Below are 16,297 nucleotides of genomic sequence, written 5' to 3'. Positions count from 1 at the left end.
TCACGCACAGGCTTAGGTCATTGTCTTCAATGCATATCGTTATCGCAAAACCGCCGGACACTTTTACGCGACATGCATCAATTGTCCGGCGCAAGATCGCCGCCCATGTAATCGGGGAACCAGGATTCGTGTGCCGAGCACAGGTCCTTGATCGCGACCGCTCCTGCGTCACCGAGCTTGACGGCATCGCCACCGGTCTTGCCGATGACCGCGAGCGAAACGCCTGCAGCCTTCGCTTGCTCCTGCACCGCGTCGAAATTGCCGGCAGCAACGGTCACCACATAACGACCCTGGTCTTCGCCGTAGAAAACCGGAATGGGGTCATGCCCCGCCGGAGCATCGACCGTCGCCCCGATTGCGGACGCCATCGCCATTTCCGCCACCGCGAGGGCGAGGCCGCCGGAGGAGCAATCATGCACCGCCGTCACAAGGCCGGCCTCGATCAGACCCCGAACGAAATCGCCGACCTTTCGCTCATGCGCGAGATCGACATGCGGTGCCGGACCATCGGTGCGGCCATGGATGTCGCGCATGTAAACCGACTGCGCGATGTGGCTGCCCCAGCTTTCCGGCGCTCCGGCAAGCAGGATCGTCTCATCCGCGGCGGCAAAGCGGATGCGCGCCATCTTCGACCAGTCCTTGATAAGGCCGACGCCGCCGATGGTCGGGGTCGGCAGGATCGCCTGGCCGTTGGTCTCGTTGTAGAGCGAAACGTTGCCCGAAACGATCGGGAACTCGAGCACGCGGCAGGCTTCGCCTATGCCTTTGATCGCATGGACGAACTGGCTCATGATCTCCGGACGCTCTGGATTGCCGAAGTTCAGGTTGTCGGTCGCGGCCAGCGGCAGCGCACCGGTTGCCGTCAGATTGCGCCAGCACTCCGCAACAGCCTGCTTCCCGCCTTCGAACGGATCCGCCTCGACATAGCGCGGCGTGACGTCCGAGGAGAAGGCCAGCGCCTTCGTCTCATGACCTTCGACGCGGACGACGCCGGCGTCGCCGCCTGGCAGTTGCAGCGAGTTGCCCTGGATCAGCGTGTCATATTGCTCGTACACCCAGCGACGCGACGAGTTGTTGGCGGAACCGACAAGCTTGAGAAGCGCTTCGGCGACGTCCGCCTGCGGGATGTCGTTGGTGGCGAGCGGCGAGGGGGCCGTTGCCGGCATCCAGGGACGGTCGTATTCGGGCGCCTGGTCGCCGAGTTCCTTGATCGGAAGGTTTGCCACTTCATCGCCCTGATGCAGGATGCGGAAGCGCAGGTCGTCGGTGGTCTTGCCGACGATCGCGAAATCCAGGCCCCACTTGACGAAGATCGCCTTGGCTTCCTCTTCCTTGTCCGGGCGCAGCCCGGGCAGCATGAGCTCCTGGCTTTAGGAAAGCATCATGTCGTATGCGGTCATGCGCTCTTCGCGCACCGGCACCTTGTCGAGATCGAGTTCGATGCCGAGATCACCCTTGGCGCCCATCTCGACCGCCGAACAGGTAAGGCCCGCCGCGCCCATGTCCTGGATCGCGATCACGGCGCCCGTCTGCATCAGTTCAAGGCAGGCTTCGAGCAGGCATTTTTCGGTGAAGGGATCGCCGACCTGCACGGTCGGGCGCTTCTCCTCGATCGACTCGTCGAATTCGGCCGAGGCCATGGTCGCGCCACCGACGCCATCGCGGCCGGTCTTGGCACCGAGATAGACGACCGGCAGGCCGACGCCTTCCGCCTTCGAATAGAAGATCGCGTCGCTCTTCGCGAGGCCGGCTGCAAAGGCGTTGACAAGAATGTTGCCATTGTAGCGCGCGTCGAACTCGACCTCGCCGCCGACCGTCGGAACGCCGAAGGAGTTGCCGTAGCCACCAACGCCTGCGACGACGCCGGAGACCAGATGGCGGGTCTTCGGGTGGTCCGGCGAGCCGAAACGCAGCGCGTTCATTGCGGCGATCGGGCGTGCACCCATGGTGAAGACGTCACGCAGGATGCCGCCGACACCGGTCGCTGCTCCCTGATAGGGTTCGATATAGGAAGGGTGGTTGTGGCTCTCCATCTTGAAGACGACGCAGTCGCCGTCATCGATGTCGACAACGCCGGCGTTTTCGCCCGGCCCCTGGATGACGCGCGGTCCCTTGGTCGGAAGCGTCCGCAGCCATTTCTTCGAAGACTTGTAGGAGCAATGCTCGTTCCACATCGCCGAGAAAATGCCGAGTTCGGTGAAGGTCGGCTCGCGCCCGATCAGGCTCAGGATGCGATCGTATTCGTCGGGCTTCAGCCCGTGCGACGCGATAAGGTCCGGGGTGATGGGGCGGGTGTTGGAAATCGTCATCGTCGACCGTCAATCCTTCGGGCGGCGCGCAACCCTTCCAAAGGGACACGGCGCGTGTGAACCGCAACAGACACAACTGCATGCGTCCTCAAATCGCAGCGGTTCAAGGACAAAACATGCAGCAACTCAAAGTGCTACAGCGACCTTTGCACGTGTGATAAGACGCGCGGCGCGCTGCAGGGGCGCTTTGCGGCTTCTTTAGCCTATGCTGCGGCGCGGCGCGACAGAAAAATAAGCTCGATCAACAGTGCGCCGGAACGGGCATCCGGAGCCGGCGGCGAGAAATTCGTGCCGTCAAAACTTGTAGCCGAGCATCAGGCCCGCACGTGTCAGGCCATCATTGGGGCCGTTGCAAAGATCGGCATTCGAGGCATGTTCAACAGTGGCCGAGAGATTCCAGTGGTCGTCGAAGCGGTAGCCGGCGGCCGCATATTCGCGAAACAGCAGACGGCAGCCGAGCTTCGGTCCGCTCGTGCCGTCATCGTTCAAATCACCGTCATGAACAGTGGCGCCGAGGCCGAGTTCGACGAAGAACCGTTCGGTGAGATCGGCATTCCAACTAAGGCCTCCGTAGACCTCGTTCACGCCGCTCGACGAGGTTGCGATCGACGCGCCGGCATGTACGCGCGGCCTCAGGATCTTCTCAACAATACCGGTGGCGCTGTCGGTTGCGAAAGGATCAAAGAAGATCGTGAAGGACGGAAAGACGCCGCTTTCGTGATTGTCTCCGTTGCCAATCGACGCCGTCGCACCGAAACGCATCTCATCGAAAATGCCTTCCGCCGCCTTCGTTTGCGATGCCCCAGCCGCGAGCCCGGTCGAAAAGATCAAGGCGACGGCGAACTGGTAGAACCTGCCCCGACAGGCGAACGAGCGTGGATGCGTCATGCAGAAATCCTTCAAGCCGAATCAATCTTACGCAGCACACGGAACGACAGTAGATTGCCGTGGCTTGCGCGAAAGTCATCTTCAAAAGGTGATTTAATCGAAACTGTCGTAACCGGTGCGGCCGCTGTCGAGCAGTCGCCTGAGGATTTGAAAGCCTCTCTGCACGTCGTACCGCTCAGGCGGCGAGGAGAAGCCGACGCGGATGCGGTGGAAGACACGGTCGGCGCGCCCCGCCTTGAACTCATCCTCGTCGTCGATGAGGACTCCTTCCTGCAGGGCCGCCTGTTTGAAGGTTCCCGAGAGCCAGGGGTCAGGCAGCTTCAGCCAGAGGAAGGGCACCCTCGGGTGGGAATTGAACTCGAAACCGGAGAAGACTTCGCGTGCCATCGCTTCGCGCGCGGTAATTTCCTCGACGGCGCGGTTGCGCAAGGCGGATGCGGAGCCCGACAGGACCAGCCGAGCGCAAAGCTCGGCGAGAATGAAGGGAAGACCGCCGCTTACCATCTTGTGCGCGATGCGGATCCGCTGGCTGAAATGCGGTGGGCAGGCGACCCAGCCGCCCCGCACGCCGGCAGCCACGGACTTCGACAGGCCTCCGACGAGGAAGGTCCGCTCCGGCGCCAGCTCCGCCATCAAGGGCAACCGATCGCCCGTCATCGAACCATAGACCTCATCCTCGACCAGCCAGACGCCGTATTTTCGCGCGATCTCCGCGACTGCAAGGCGCCTGTCCAACGGCATGGCGACGACCGTCGGGTTCTGGGCGCTCGGCATGAGAAAGGCGAGTTTCGGATGTTGCTGGGCGCAGACGCGCTCGAAATCGTCCGGAATCAATCCGAATTCGTCGCCTTCCATCAGCGCTGTCCGCCGGCCGATCAGGCCCGCACTGCGGCTGACCTGTGAATAGGTCAAAGTCTCGAAAGCGATCCGATCACCGGGGGAGGTGACGGCCGAGATCACGGCGATAACTGCGGCATGAGCGCCGAGCGTCGGCACAATGCTTTCGGGCACGGGACGGAAGTTGCCGCGTGCGAGCCATTGACAGCCAGCCTCGAACCAGTCGTCCGGGAAATTGCGGGCATAACTCGCAATGTCTCCATGGTGCTCGCGGCTGATGTCGCCCAGCAATTTGGCCAGAATGTCACCCTGGCCTACGTCCGGCGCAGCGGTGCTGTCGAAACGCAACTTGCCCGCCGGCGCATTGATCGGCCGCGTCCCGGCCAATGACGTCGTCAAAGGATCGGCCTGTTCGGGCGGACGGCTCTCCGGGCGATCGAGGACATAGGTGCCGCGGCCTACCTCGCCGCTGACGAGGCCTCGTTCGCGGACAATGCTGTATGCCCGGCCGATCGTGCCGATCGTCACGCCTATGTCGAAGGCAAGATTGCGCTGCGGCGGCAGCTTCGTTCCCACCGGCAGGGCGCCGTTGCCGATCGCCTGTTCGATCTGATCGGCGATCCGGGCATAAAGGGGGCCTTGGCCCTGCTGAATATCGGGCAGCCAAGTTGTCATAGTGACAATTATCTATATTGCCTCAAGCGCCGTGTCAATTATCTCAAGACAATGAGATCAATCCAGACAAAGGCATCTACAATGAGTGCAATTGATACAATTGAATCTCTACACGATCGAGGCGTGGATGTTATCAGCAGCGGCGATGAGAGGACCTTCAGCATCGCGGCGCCGGCGGGAGAGGGGGTATTTGCCAAGCTATGGTATCTCTATTGCTCCCTGGCAGCGAAACGGCGAAGCCGGGTCGCGCTGGAAGAATTGAGCGCATATCAATTAAAGGATATCGGCGTTAGCGAAGAGGAAGCGCGCAGGGAAGGAGCCATGCCTTTCTGGCGGTAAAGCACCTCCTGCAGCGCCGCGCGTCTTCAGACAACTAAGCTCACGGTAACGCTTTGAACTGCTGCATGCGGTGGCAAGGCGGTCCGCACCGCGCTCTGTTAGCTGCAGCCTTGCCCGCCGGCGGCCCAGCGCCGGACATCCGTCGTCATGCGCGCGCCCACCGGCTCGCTGAGAAGCGGACCGAAGGCTTGCAGGCGGGCGGGATGGCCTTCGGCCTGAACGACGGCAAGCGGACGCGCCTCCGGCGACTTGCGCGGTACGATCAGGATGCGCGGGCGGCCGGAGAAGGAATTCAGCTCCGGTGCGAGGCGATAGGCCTTGAAGGCGGCATCGCCCGACTTGAACCAGCAGCTATTGGCACCGAGCGCCACGCGCTCCATCGTCGGGAGAGCCGCGGTGCTGGCAGCTGGCGCAGCTGGCGTCCTCGACTGGCAGCCTGCAACGAGCGCAAGGCTGGCGACGGCGCAGGCAAGCGCGGAGAAGCGTGCGAAGGAGATTGGATGCATCGGCGGTCTCGATCGTCGGTCGGTGGCGGGAGGCCGTCTTTTATCAGGGTGAAGGTTAAGCAGCGATTACGTCAAGGGCGGAGGTGAAAATGCCGCGGCCGTCCGAACCGCCGTGTGCCGCTTCAATCAGGTTTTCCGGATGCGGCATCATCCCAAGCACGTTGCCCTTCGCATTCATGACGCCGGCAATGTCGTTTATCGATCCGTTCGGGTTGGTGCCTTCAGCGTAACGGAACACCACCTGACCATTGCCCTCGATCGCTTTGAGCGTTTCGGAGTCGGCGAAATAGTTTCCGTCATGATGGGCAACGGGGCTGCGGATGACCTGTCCCTTCGAATAGGCGCGCGTGAAATCCGTGTCGGCATTGGCAACTTCGAGCTTGACCTCGCGGCAGACGAATTTCAGCGAAGCATTGCGCATAAGGGCGCCAGGCAGGAGGCCCGCTTCAACCAGGATCTGGAAGCCGTTGCAAACGCCAAGAACCTTCACCCCCTGATCGGCCTTCGCCTTGATCGCCTGCATCACCGGCATCCGCGCGGCAATCGCACCACAGCGCAGGTAGTCGCCATACGAAAAACCGCCCGGTATGACGATCAGGTCGACGTCCGGAATTTCCGTTTCCGTCTGCCAAACGGTCACCGGCTTGTGGCCGGAGATCTTGGTGAGCGCCGCGATCATGTCGCGATCGCGGTTGAGACCGGGGAGTTGGACGACGGCAGACTTCATTGGACGTACATACCTTGCCTTGGCCTCGGCGCCTAAGCACTCCGAGGCGGTTTCAATGCGCAGTGGAAACGCTGGCTGTCAATCCGGCTGGAGCCGCTTAAAAGGACTTGAGGAGGCGACCAGCCGATCACCAGCGAAGCCATTCCCCCACCGTCAGGCGAGGGAGATGGTGTAGTTTTCAATCACGGTGTTAGCCAGCAGCTTCTCGCACATGGCCTTGAGGTCGGATTCCGCTTTGGCCTTGTCCGCGGTTTCGATCTGCAGATCGAAGACCTTGCCCTGACGAACCTGGCCGATGCCGTCAAACCCGAGCGCACCGAGCGCACCCTCGATTGCCTTGCCCTGAGGGTCGAGAACGCCGTTCTTGAGCGTCACGGTTACACGTGCTTTGATCACTTTGCTTATTCCCCGAAATTACTTGACCAACACCGGGCCGGAACCGCGCGGCGGCTCGTTCTCGTTGATGATGCCGAGGCGGCGCGCCACTTCCTGATAGGCTTCGACGAGACCGCCCATGTCGCGGCGGAACCGGTCCTTGTCCATCTTTTCCTTGGTTTCGATATCCCAGAGACGGCAGCTATCGGGAGAGATCTCGTCGGCAAGGACGATCCGCATCATGTCGCCTTCAAACAGGCGTCCGCATTCGATCTTGAAATCGACGAGCTGGATGCCAACGCCCAGGAAGAGGCCGGAAAGGAAATCGTTGATGCGGATGGCAAGCGCCATGACGTCGTCGAGTTCCTGCGGGCTTGCCCAGCCGAAGGCGGTGATGTGCTCTTCGGACACCATCGGGTCGTCGAGCGCATCGGCCTTGTAGTAGAACTCGATGATCGAACGCGGCAGCACGGTGCCTTCCTCGATACCGAGACGCTTGGCGAGCGAACCGGCGGCGACGTTGCGCACGACGATCTCAAGCGGGATGATTTCCACTTCCTTGATCAACTGCTCGCGCATGTTCAGGCGGCGGATGAAATGCGTCGGAATGCCGATCTTGTTCAGATGGGTGAAGATGTACTCGGAAATCCGGTTGTTCAGGACACCCTTGCCGTCGATGACATCATGCTTCTTCTTGTTGAAAGCGGTCGCGTCATCCTTGAAAAACTGGATCAGCGTGCCCGGTTCCGGACCCTCGTATAGGATCTTGGCCTTGCCCTCGTAGATACGGCGGCGACGATTCATGGATTTTATCTCTGTTGGTTGGTGGCGCTCTTGGGTCGCGCAATTGGAATTTTCTCAGCGGGTCCATATCTGAAAAGAACGCATTTCACAATCGGCGTATCTTCCCATCCCCCGATTTAGATTAGGGTATCATGAAAGTCACCAAAGACGAAAACTTCGCATTGCACTTTCAGCGGTGTTTTGGTTTATGGCGATAACTGTTTCCGGCAAGGAATTCTGAGGGAGATTAGTTTATGACAACGATGCAGGATCGCGAGAAGGGCTTCGAAGCCAAGTTTGCGCTGGACGCAGAGCTCAAGTTCAAGGCGGAAGCGCGCCGCAACAAGCTGCTCGGTCTTTGGGCCGCGGGCCTCTTGAACAAGGCCGATCCGGAAGCCTATGCAAGGGAAATCGTCACTGCCGATCTCGAGGAACGTGGCCACGAGGACGTGGTACGCAAGCTCAAGGCCGATTTCGATGCAGCCGGTATCGCACAGTCGGAAGACGAAATCCGCTTGCGGATGCTCGAGTTTCTTGCCCAGGCGGTCGAGCAGCTTCAGAACGACTGATCTCGCAATCCGCGAAAGTGACGTGACGCCGCCCGGCAGCAAAAATCGGGCGACATTTTTTATGCTAAGGCCTGTACATGCAGTAATTCAAAGTACTGCATCACCGCATCCTGCGGGCATCTGAAAAGCCGCGCGGCACGTTAAAACCGCCTCTGGCAAACGTCTCGAAATCCTGCCGGCTCATCGGCTTCGCCAGTACGTAGCCCTGCAGGAAATCGCAGCCGAGATCGGCGAGAAGCGCGGCGTGGGCCCAGGTTTCGACGCCTTCGGCGACGACTTTGATATTCAATGAATGGCCGATGTCGATAATAGCGCGCACCAGCTTTTGCTGTTTGCTGCTTTCCGGGATCGGCCCCACCAGTGCACGGTCGATCTTCAGACGCGCCGGGTTGAGCTTCAGAAGCCCGATGATCGAAGCGTGGCCGGTACCAAAATCATCGATCTCTATATCTATGCCGAGGTCATTGAGAGCGGTGATCGTTTCTGCAACTTCATCCTCGAACTCGTCGAGAAAGATCGATTCGAGCAATTCGACCGACATGACGCCACGGGGGATGTCCATCTCCCGCAGGTCGGACACGAGCTGAGGGTCGCGCAAGCGGCGTGAGGAAATGTTGACCGAAATCTTGGGAACCGCGAGCCCCTGCCGCTGCCAGGCGCGGAAATCGGCATAGGCCATTTCGACGACCATCCGGTCTATTGCGGCGAGAAGATTGATGTCTTCCGCGACCTTGAGGAATTGCACGGGCGCCAAGACCCCGCGTTCCGGATGGTCCCAGCGCACCAGGGTTTCGACGCCCGTGATCTCCAGAGTGCGGGCGTCGAACTGGGGCTGGTAGTAGGGAACGAACTGCCTTTTTTCGAGCGCTTCGCGGAGCTCGTCACCGATCCGCTTTGCGGTCAGGATCTGGTTCTGCATCTCGTCGGAAAAGAGCTCGAACCGGTCTCGGCCAAGGCTCTTGGCGCGATAAAGCGCGATGTCGGCGTCCATCAGGAGCTGCCTGGGGTCGGTCAGCCTGGCTTCGTCCAGTGAGACGCCGATGCTTGCGCCAAGGCGGCACAATTGACCGGCGTAGGGGACGGGACGGCGGAAGGCCTGGATGATGCGCCCGGCAAGCTCTGCGAGCTGCGTTGTATCCCGGCCGCTGCGACACACGATGACGAATTCGTCGCCACCGATACGCGCGATGAAATCGTCTTTCTCGGCATGTGACCTCAGCAAGGTCGCCGCATGAACGAGCATTGCGTCGCCGGCCTGATGACCGAGTGTATCGTTGATCTGCTTGAAGCGATCCAGGTCGATATGAAGAATGGCATTTACGACGCGCGCTTCGGTCAGTATCCGATCGAGATAGCGACGGTTCGGCAAATCCGTCAGATGATCGTGAAGCGCGTTGTACTCGATGCTGACGCGGGCAGCCTCCAGTTCGCAATTGCGCGCCTCGGCGAAGGATTTTGCCCGCCTCAGTTCCTCCTGTAGGGCGATGTCGTCGGTAACGTCCCAATTGGCGCCAACGAGCCTCCTCGCGCCATTCAGGTCGGTGTGGAAAGCGGCGTTTGAGCGGATGTGGCGAACGGCGCCGTCGGGCCTTATGATGCGGAATGCGTTGGTGAAGGGCGTGCCGCCGGCAATCGCGTCATTGACGCGCTTGATCGCGGCGGCCTTGTCCTCCGGGTGCAGAAAGCTTTCCCAACCGGCAGACGAGGGCGCTTCACCGGCGGGCTCAAGGCCATACATGCTGAACATGGCTTCGTCCCAGTGCGAAACGCCGGTATCCAGATTGTGCTCGAAAACGCCGATCCTCGAAATATCGAGCGCCAGTTGCAGGCGACGCGAAACTTCCTCGAGGCGGGCCTCCGCCTCCTTGCGCGCCGTAATATCGGTATCGGTGCCGATGATGCGGCACGGCTTGCCGTCGGAGTCGTAAGCGACCGACGCGCCCCGGCTTTCGATCCAGATCCAGCGCCCGTCCGCGTGGCGCTCGCGATACTGGAATGTGTTGAACCGGGCCTCGCCCGAATCCTGGCGCTCGATGCAGGCAAGAACGTGCGCGCGGTCATCCGGATGGACGTTTTCAATCCATTTTTCCAGCGTGCCATCGACCTCCGCGTCATCCGCCAAACCACGCAGACGTCGCCAGGTCGAAGAATAGAACAGATTGCCGGTTTGGAAGTCGTGATCCCAGACACCTTCCAATGCGCTGTCGAGGGCATATTTCCAACGCGTTTCGTCCTTGCGCAGACTGGCGATTTCCGAAACCAGGCTTTCAACCGGGAGCATCGCAAGCAACGTCCTGGCGTCGGCTCCTCGCGCTGCAGGCAGAGAAGCCCGCGAGACGAGCATGGAAAGCGTGCCGGATGCGCCGAGAAACCGGACGACCGCCGGATCTTTCGATTGCTGTGTCTCCTTGACGTGCACGACTGCTGGAAGATCTTCGCCATGAACAAACGCGGCAACTGGTGCGCCGGCAAGTTCTTCGGCGGTCCGCCCAAGCATCCGGAGCGCGGCTGCATTGGCGGCGCGTATCACATCGGCCCTATCAACAAGAATGACGCCCGCCGGCAATTGATCCATTGCGACCGGTGCCAAGCTGTCGTGTGTCGTCGGCCCACTGCCGGTATCGATTGGTTCCCGCGGCTCGGTCACTTATCCCGGATCCTGAGAGTTGCCAGCCGATAATGATGCGCAGCAATGAAATTCGGATTAATGCTGCGGGCGGTTTCCATGCCGCTTATGGCTGCAGCCGGCTAAGGAACTGGGCAAAGACCATCGTGCCCTCGGGCCACGGGCCGTGGCCGGATTCGGCATTGATATGCCCGGCTTCGCCGGCATCGACCAGGAACGAGCCCCAGGCGTTGGCGATGTCTCCGGCGTGTTCATAGGATCCGAAGGGATCGTTGCGGCTTGCCACCATCAGCGACGGGAAGGGCAGCGGGTCGCGCGGGTAGGGGCCGAAAGTCATCAGATGCTTCGGGCGGATCTTGGGATTGGCGACGTCCGGCGGCGCGACCAGGAAGGCGCCCGCGATCTTCTTCGCGCAATGCGGCAGGGCGTGGATCGCAGTGGCGATGCCCAGGGAATGCGCGACGATGACCACCGGCTTCTTCGTGGCATTGACTGCCTCGACCATCCGCGCCACCCAGTCCTCGCGCACAGGCTTCGACCACTCCGCCTGCTCCACGCGGCGCGCCGTCGAAAGCTTTCGCTCCCAGCGGCTTTGCCAATGGGTGGGGCCGGAGTTGGTGTAGCCCGGGACGATCAGGATGTCAGCTTCTGAAACCTTCATAATTGCCGCGATTTGGAGGTGAAAAGCGCCGAAGTCAAGGCGCAGGCGACAGAGGCTTCATTTTCTGTATAATCGAAATGCCGGTCGCGGTTGACAGCGGCTAGTTTCGCCGTTGTCGCGTCCGTGGCCGCTCTGGTTCGTTGAGGAGTGTGAGCCATGACAACCTTCCATGTCCTGTCGGGGGCGAATGCGAGCGTCTCGCATCCCGGTATACGAAAGATTGGCATTGCGGATGTGTTCGATGCGTTGCGTCTCGGCCTGAATGATTTTCGCGAGAAGCCGTCGCATTATGTTTTCTTGTGCTTGATATACCCGATCGCCGGTGCAGTACTGATAACCTGGAGCGCGGGCGCAAACATGCTGCCGCTGCTCTATCCGCTTGCTTCCGGCTTCGCCCTCATCGGTCCTGTCGCGGCAATCGGCCTCTACGAGATCAGCCGGCGCCGTGAATTGGGCATGGACGCCTCATGGCCGCACGCTTTGCGGCTTCATCGCTCGCCGGCGCTGCCTTCGATTCTGGCGGTCGCCGCCGTGCTGTTCGTTATCTTCATTGCATGGCTTCTGGTCGCCCAGGCGCTTTATGAGATGATTTTCGGAACCGTGCCGCCGGCTTCCATTTCCGCCTTCTGGAACAGCATTATCGGCACGGAAGAGGGCTGGAACCTCATTCTTATCGGCAACGCCGTCGGCTTCGTCTTCGCCGTGGTCGTGCTCTCGATCAGCGTGGTTTCATTCCCCTTGCTGCTTGACCGCGACGTCGGCGCCGTCGCCGCCGTCGAGACCTCGATCCGGGCGACGCTTACCAATCCGATACCGATCGCCTGCTGGGGTCTCATCATTGCAGCCGGCCTGGTGATCGGGTCGATTCCGGTCTTCGTCGGCTTGGCTGTCATCATGCCGATTTTCGGCCACGCCACATGGCATCTCTATCGGAAATTGGTGGAACCGGACACGACCGGCCGCCAAGCCTGAACGGCACGACCGTCAACAACGCGGTGATCTTGCATCGATCAAGATCACCGCGATCGTTGTTGCGTGAGTTCATCGATCGCCGGCGAAGCGGCGGCTGTTATTGACGGAAGAATTTATAGTAGGACGAAATCTGCGCCGCGGTGTTCGACGAGAGCTTGAGCTTGATGCCGATCTTGTCGCCGCGGTACCAGCGAACTATCCCAGTGAGAAAGCCAAGCTCCTCACTCTGGATCGTGACTTCCTGCCCGGTTTGCGCGCCGATGTCGAAGAGGAGCTGGAAGCAGATACCCTCGTCGGAAAGATCTCTGACGATCCCGTTGCTCGACCCGAATTTGCAGGTAACTTTGCCGGTTATCTTCGTCTGCGTGCGCGGTGATGTGCGCTGAACACTGTCCCTGTAAGTCATGGCTTCCTCGAAAACCCGATTAGACAGGTGCCGAGGCTTGCACACTACTTGTGAACAACTTGCTAAAATATCGCCCGCACTCGAACAAAATGCATCGTATGCGGGCGTTGTCTTCCTACGGCAACGTCACCGTGTACGACGGGGCCAAGCTGCTGCCGCATGGAAAAGACATGCAGCAGTTCAAAGTGCTACATCGTTCTTTGCGCGCCTGATAAGACGCGCGGCGCTGTCGTACGCATCAGCCAAAGACACGTTTAAAGATCGTGTCGACGTGCTTGGTGTGGTAACCGAGGTCGAATTTCTCGCGGATTGCCTCTTCGGAAAGCGCGGCACGGACTTCCGAATCGGCCAGCAACTCCTCGAGGAAGTCCTTGCCCTGTTCCCAGACCTTCATAGCGTTGCGCTGAACGAGCCGATAGGCATCCTCGCGCGAAACACCGGCCTGGGTAAGCGCGAGCAGCACGCGCTGCGAGTGAACAAGGCCGCGGAACTTGTTCATGTTCTTCATCATGTTCTCGGGATAGACGAGCAACTTGTCGATTACGCTGGTCAGCCTCGCCAAGGCAAAATCGAGCGTGACAGTTGCGTCCGGCCCGATCATGCGTTCGACCGAGGAGTGCGAGATATCGCGTTCATGCCAGAGCGCAACGTTTTCCATGGCCGGCACGACGAAGGCGCGGACCATGCGGGCGAGGCCGGTCAAGTTTTCCGTCAGCACCGGATTGCGTTTATGCGGCATGGCCGAGGAGCCCTTCTGGCCCGGGGAGAAATATTCCTCGGCTTCCAGCACCTCGGTACGCTGCAGATGGCGGATTTCCGTTGCAAGACGCTCGATCGACGAGGCGATAACGCCGAGCGTCGCGAAATACATGGCATGGCGATCACGCGGGATCACCTGCGTCGAAACCGGTTCCGGCTTCAGGCCGAGGGCCTTCGCGACATGCTCCTCGACCCGCGGATCGATGTTGGCAAAGGTGCCGACAGCGCCGGAAATCGCACCGGTCGCCACCTCTTCACGCGCGGCCAGCAGGCGCTGCTTGCAACGATCGAATTCCGCATAGGCAAGCGCCATCTTGATGCCGAAGGTGGTGGGCTCGGCGTGAATGCCATGCGACCGGCCGATGGTGACCGTGTCCTTGTGCTCGAAGGCGCGGCGCTTCAGTGCTTCGAGCAGCTTGTCGATGTCGGCGAGCAGGAGGTCCGTCGCACGAACGAGCTGCACGTTGAAGCAGGTGTCGAGAACGTCTGACGAGGTCATGCCCTGGTGGACGAAACGGCTATCCGGCCCGACGAATTCCGCAAGATGGGTGAGAAAAGCGATGACGTCATGCTTCGTGACGGCCTCGATCTCATCGATACGGGCAACATCGAAGGTTGCCGCGCCGCCCTTTTCCCAGATCGTCTTCGCCGCATCCTTGGGGATGACGCCGATTTCGGCGAGCGCATCGCAGGCATGTGCCTCGATCTCGAACCAGATGCGGAATTTCGTTTCCGGCGACCAGATGGCCACCATTTCCGGCCGGGAGTAACGGGGGATCATGGGCTTCAAGCTTTCGTTCGACAGTGGAGGATGGCTGTGCCTCTATCAAAGATGGCGATCAAGCTCAACGCCGTTGGCGAACATCCGATCGCGCAAGCCAAAGACTGACAGCGACAAGGGCGACAATACCGAGCGGCAGGTAGAGCCGAACACCCAGGACCAGAAACTGGTAGAGCGCGGCGAGCGACGTGAACAGGAACTGAAGGAGCCACGTGCGCGTTCCAGTGTCCGCATGCCATTGCGCATAGAATATCCGATAATCGAATGCGAAGAGGCACGCCGTTGTACCAACCGTGCCCGCGACAAGGCACAGAAGAAAGGCCGCGAAACGGGTCTCGACCGACCGACCGTGTGCCGAGAAACGTGCCGCAAACAGCGAGGGCGGCCAAGCCAGCAAGCCGCCGAGCGCATAAAGTGAGAGGATGTCCGTGAGGTGGAAGGCCACCTCGGTTCCGCGCAGCCAAAGCGCCAGCCACGCAGATATCGCCATTGCCAAGGCCCACCCCGGAGCACCGATCAGCACTTCCCGCGCTTTGGGACGGGAGCGCACAAACCGCGATCGTTTCGACAGTGCGACTTCCGAAAAGAGCGTTGACGACCGGGCGGCTCGCTCCTCGCTCGTCATTTGGGAAGCCGGACCGGCAACGCAATCCAGCGGCCATCGGTCGACCCCTCGAAGCCGAGCGATTTAACCAGGACCATCACCACGTGGACTTCGGATCCGTCATCATTGACGCGGGTCACGACGCCACCGATGCGATAACCCGTCGGGCAGCGGCGGCTTTCCGGGATGCGTGCGTCCTCGTGCAAGACGTCCGTTGCAGGTTTCCCGGCCTTCTCCGTCATCGTCAGGCGAAAGCCTTTGACGTCCTTCAAGAAGCTGCTGCACACACCTTGCGGTTCGATGCTCTTCTCCTCGAGCTTCAACGTATAGGTCTTGCGGAACGGCTCGTCGGCTGGGAAGGCATCGTAGTTCAGCGTATGCGCCGCGCTGCTTCCTTCGGTTACAGGATTGTAAGCGGCCAACATCCCGGGAGCATCCGCCAGACGGTAAGCGTCTATCAACGGCGCGGCACGGTGGTGGGCCTCGCGGCGCGCTTCATGCAGGGCGCCCGCGTCTTTCTCGATCACGGCGCGGACAGGTGCACCGGGGAGAAAGGTGTCGTTGCGCGTATCGAGCACGTAGACAGTCGAATAGGGAAAGCCGGAACCGTCCTGCACGCCGTATTCCTCGAAGGCGAAGACATTGCCGTCGGACGAAAATCCAATCGGCTGCAAGGCGGCATAGTCGCCGGCGCGCGCGTCAGCGCCCGCAACCGTCGCGGTTGCCAGAAGCGTACCGAGGATTACCGCCCGCGTGCTCATCCGCGCGCCTGCTCCGCCGACTTGCGGATCGCCTCGATGGCGGCGCGATAGGTTTCGACGGAATCACCCTTGAAGACGGCCGAGCCGGCAACCAGCACATTGGCACCGGCTTTGACAGGCAGCGCAGCGGTCTCCGGCGTGATACCGCCATCAACCTCGATCTCGATCGGCCGCTTGCCGACCATTGCCTTGATCCGGCGGATCTTCTCCTCGGTGGCGTGGATGAATTTCTGTCCACCGAATCCCGGATTGACCGTCATCACCAGAATCAGATCGACCGTATCCAGCACATATTCGATGGCGCTTTCCGGGGTCGCCGGATTGAGCGAAACGCCGGCCTTCTTGCCTAGAGACTTCACCGTCTGCAGCGAGCGGTGCAGGTGGGGGCCGGCCTCCGCATGAACCGTCAGGATGTCGCAACCGGCCTTGGCGAAGGCTTCGAGATAGGGGTCGGCAGGTGAAATCATCAGATGACAATCGAAGGTCGCATCCGTATGGGGACGCAGCGACTTGATCACGTCCGGGCCGAAGGTGATGTTCGGCACGAAATGACCGTCCATGACGTCGAGATGAATCCAGTCGGCGCCGGCATCGACGACGTCGCGAACCTCCTGGCCGAGCTTGGAGAAGTTGGATGCCAGGATCGACGGGGCTATGCGAATGGGATGGGTCATGACAGGCTCCGATGTTTCCCGCGCCATAGCATCCCGGCGGTGCGC

General features: G+C 60.7%; 16 protein-coding genes and 1 pseudogene. 3 read left to right on the top strand and 14 right to left on the bottom strand.

Annotated elements, in window-relative coordinates; genetic code table 11:
* Nucleotides 1-77: 77 nt before the first annotated feature.
* From purL to QN224_RS14585, 3 genes and pseudogenes are all read right to left on the bottom strand, one after another.
* Nucleotides 78-2,309: pseudogene (purL, locus tag QN224_RS14595) on the bottom strand (phosphoribosylformylglycinamidine synthase subunit PurL).
* 294 nt (nucleotides 2,310-2,603) lie between these two features.
* Nucleotides 2,604-3,197, bottom strand: a complete 594-nt coding sequence (locus QN224_RS14590) for an acyloxyacyl hydrolase (RefSeq protein ID WP_283977285.1) — start codon at nucleotides 3,195-3,197, stop codon at nucleotides 2,604-2,606.
* Between the two features lie 93 nt (nucleotides 3,198-3,290).
* Nucleotides 3,291-4,709 carry a PLP-dependent aminotransferase family protein gene (locus QN224_RS14585; protein WP_283977284.1) on the bottom strand — a complete coding sequence of 473 codons (1,419 nt, stop codon included), beginning with the start codon at nucleotides 4,707-4,709 and terminating at the stop codon, nucleotides 3,291-3,293.
* Between the two features lie 81 nt (nucleotides 4,710-4,790).
* Here QN224_RS14585 and QN224_RS14580 point away from each other — a divergent pair, with 81 nt between their 5' ends.
* Nucleotides 4,791-5,048, top strand: a complete 258-nt coding sequence (locus QN224_RS14580; protein ID WP_283977283.1) for a DUF1127 domain-containing protein — start codon at nucleotides 4,791-4,793, stop codon at nucleotides 5,046-5,048.
* 98 nt (nucleotides 5,049-5,146) lie between these two features.
* Here QN224_RS14580 and QN224_RS14575 read toward each other — a convergent pair whose 3' ends face one another.
* The 4 genes from QN224_RS14575 to purC all read right to left on the bottom strand — a co-directional run bounded on the left by QN224_RS14575 (nucleotide 5,147) and on the right by purC (nucleotide 7,460).
* Complete coding sequence (locus QN224_RS14575; RefSeq protein ID WP_173513263.1) at nucleotides 5,147-5,554, bottom strand: hypothetical protein; 408 nt, start codon at nucleotides 5,552-5,554, stop codon at nucleotides 5,147-5,149.
* 55 nt (nucleotides 5,555-5,609) lie between these two features.
* Complete coding sequence (purQ, locus tag QN224_RS14570; protein WP_283977282.1) at nucleotides 5,610-6,281, bottom strand: phosphoribosylformylglycinamidine synthase subunit PurQ; 672 nt, start codon at nucleotides 6,279-6,281, stop codon at nucleotides 5,610-5,612.
* 153 nt (nucleotides 6,282-6,434) lie between these two features.
* Nucleotides 6,435-6,677, bottom strand: coding sequence for a phosphoribosylformylglycinamidine synthase subunit PurS (gene purS / locus QN224_RS14565; RefSeq protein WP_173513265.1), 243 nt, complete (start codon nucleotides 6,675-6,677; stop codon nucleotides 6,435-6,437).
* Between the two features lie 18 nt (nucleotides 6,678-6,695).
* A complete protein-coding gene (gene purC / locus QN224_RS14560) occupies nucleotides 6,696-7,460 on the bottom strand; it encodes a phosphoribosylaminoimidazolesuccinocarboxamide synthase (protein WP_173513266.1) in 765 nt (254 codons plus the stop codon).
* 233 nt (nucleotides 7,461-7,693) lie between these two features.
* Here purC and QN224_RS14555 point away from each other — a divergent pair, with 233 nt between their 5' ends.
* A complete protein-coding gene (locus tag QN224_RS14555; protein ID WP_173513267.1) occupies nucleotides 7,694-8,008 on the top strand; it encodes an ATPase inhibitor subunit zeta in 315 nt (104 codons plus the stop codon).
* Nucleotides 8,009-8,108: 100 nt separating this feature from the next.
* Here the strand turns inward: QN224_RS14555 and QN224_RS14550 are convergent, their stop codons facing one another.
* Nucleotides 8,109-10,655: an EAL domain-containing protein gene (locus QN224_RS14550; protein ID WP_283977281.1), complete on the bottom strand. Its 2,547-nt coding sequence runs from the start codon at nucleotides 10,653-10,655 to the stop codon at nucleotides 8,109-8,111.
* Nucleotides 10,656-10,740: 85 nt separating this feature from the next.
* Nucleotides 10,741-11,295 (bottom strand): alpha/beta hydrolase, encoded by a 555-nt coding sequence (locus QN224_RS14545; protein WP_173513269.1) that lies wholly within the window; start codon nucleotides 11,293-11,295, stop codon nucleotides 10,741-10,743.
* Nucleotides 11,296-11,451: 156 nt separating this feature from the next.
* Here QN224_RS14545 and QN224_RS14540 point away from each other — a divergent pair, with 156 nt between their 5' ends.
* Nucleotides 11,452-12,267: a DUF2189 domain-containing protein gene (locus QN224_RS14540; RefSeq protein ID WP_269283485.1), complete on the top strand. Its 816-nt coding sequence runs from the start codon at nucleotides 11,452-11,454 to the stop codon at nucleotides 12,265-12,267.
* A gap of 97 nt (nucleotides 12,268-12,364) precedes the next feature.
* On the opposite strand, the gene QN224_RS14535 is transcribed toward QN224_RS14540, so the two are convergent.
* The 5 genes from QN224_RS14535 to rpe all read right to left on the bottom strand — a co-directional run bounded on the left by QN224_RS14535 (nucleotide 12,365) and on the right by rpe (nucleotide 16,252).
* Nucleotides 12,365-12,673 (bottom strand): PilZ domain-containing protein, encoded by a 309-nt coding sequence (locus QN224_RS14535; protein ID WP_173513271.1) that lies wholly within the window; start codon nucleotides 12,671-12,673, stop codon nucleotides 12,365-12,367.
* Between the two features lie 238 nt (nucleotides 12,674-12,911).
* The gene (purB, locus tag QN224_RS14530; protein WP_283977485.1) at nucleotides 12,912-14,213 is read right to left on the bottom strand and encodes an adenylosuccinate lyase; all 1,302 of its coding nucleotides are present in this window, start codon (nucleotides 14,211-14,213) and stop codon (nucleotides 12,912-12,914) included.
* Nucleotides 14,214-14,277: 64 nt separating this feature from the next.
* A complete protein-coding gene (locus QN224_RS14525) occupies nucleotides 14,278-14,703 on the bottom strand; it encodes a hypothetical protein (protein ID WP_283977280.1) in 426 nt (141 codons plus the stop codon).
* Between the two features lie 131 nt (nucleotides 14,704-14,834).
* The gene (locus tag QN224_RS14520; RefSeq protein WP_283977279.1) at nucleotides 14,835-15,578 is read right to left on the bottom strand and encodes a DUF2259 domain-containing protein; all 744 of its coding nucleotides are present in this window, start codon (nucleotides 15,576-15,578) and stop codon (nucleotides 14,835-14,837) included.
* A complete protein-coding gene (gene rpe / locus QN224_RS14515) occupies nucleotides 15,575-16,252 on the bottom strand; it encodes a ribulose-phosphate 3-epimerase (RefSeq protein WP_173513274.1) in 678 nt (225 codons plus the stop codon). The genes QN224_RS14520 and rpe overlap by 4 nt, the downstream gene beginning before the upstream one ends.
* Nucleotides 16,253-16,297 lie beyond the last annotated feature (45 nt).

The organism is Sinorhizobium sp. 7-81 (genome assembly GCF_030124405.1).
Classification (GTDB): domain Bacteria; phylum Pseudomonadota; class Alphaproteobacteria; order Rhizobiales; family Rhizobiaceae; genus Sinorhizobium; species Sinorhizobium psoraleae.
The sequence above is the reverse complement of the archived record's forward strand: the minus strand, read 5'-3'. Positions and strand labels throughout refer to the sequence as shown.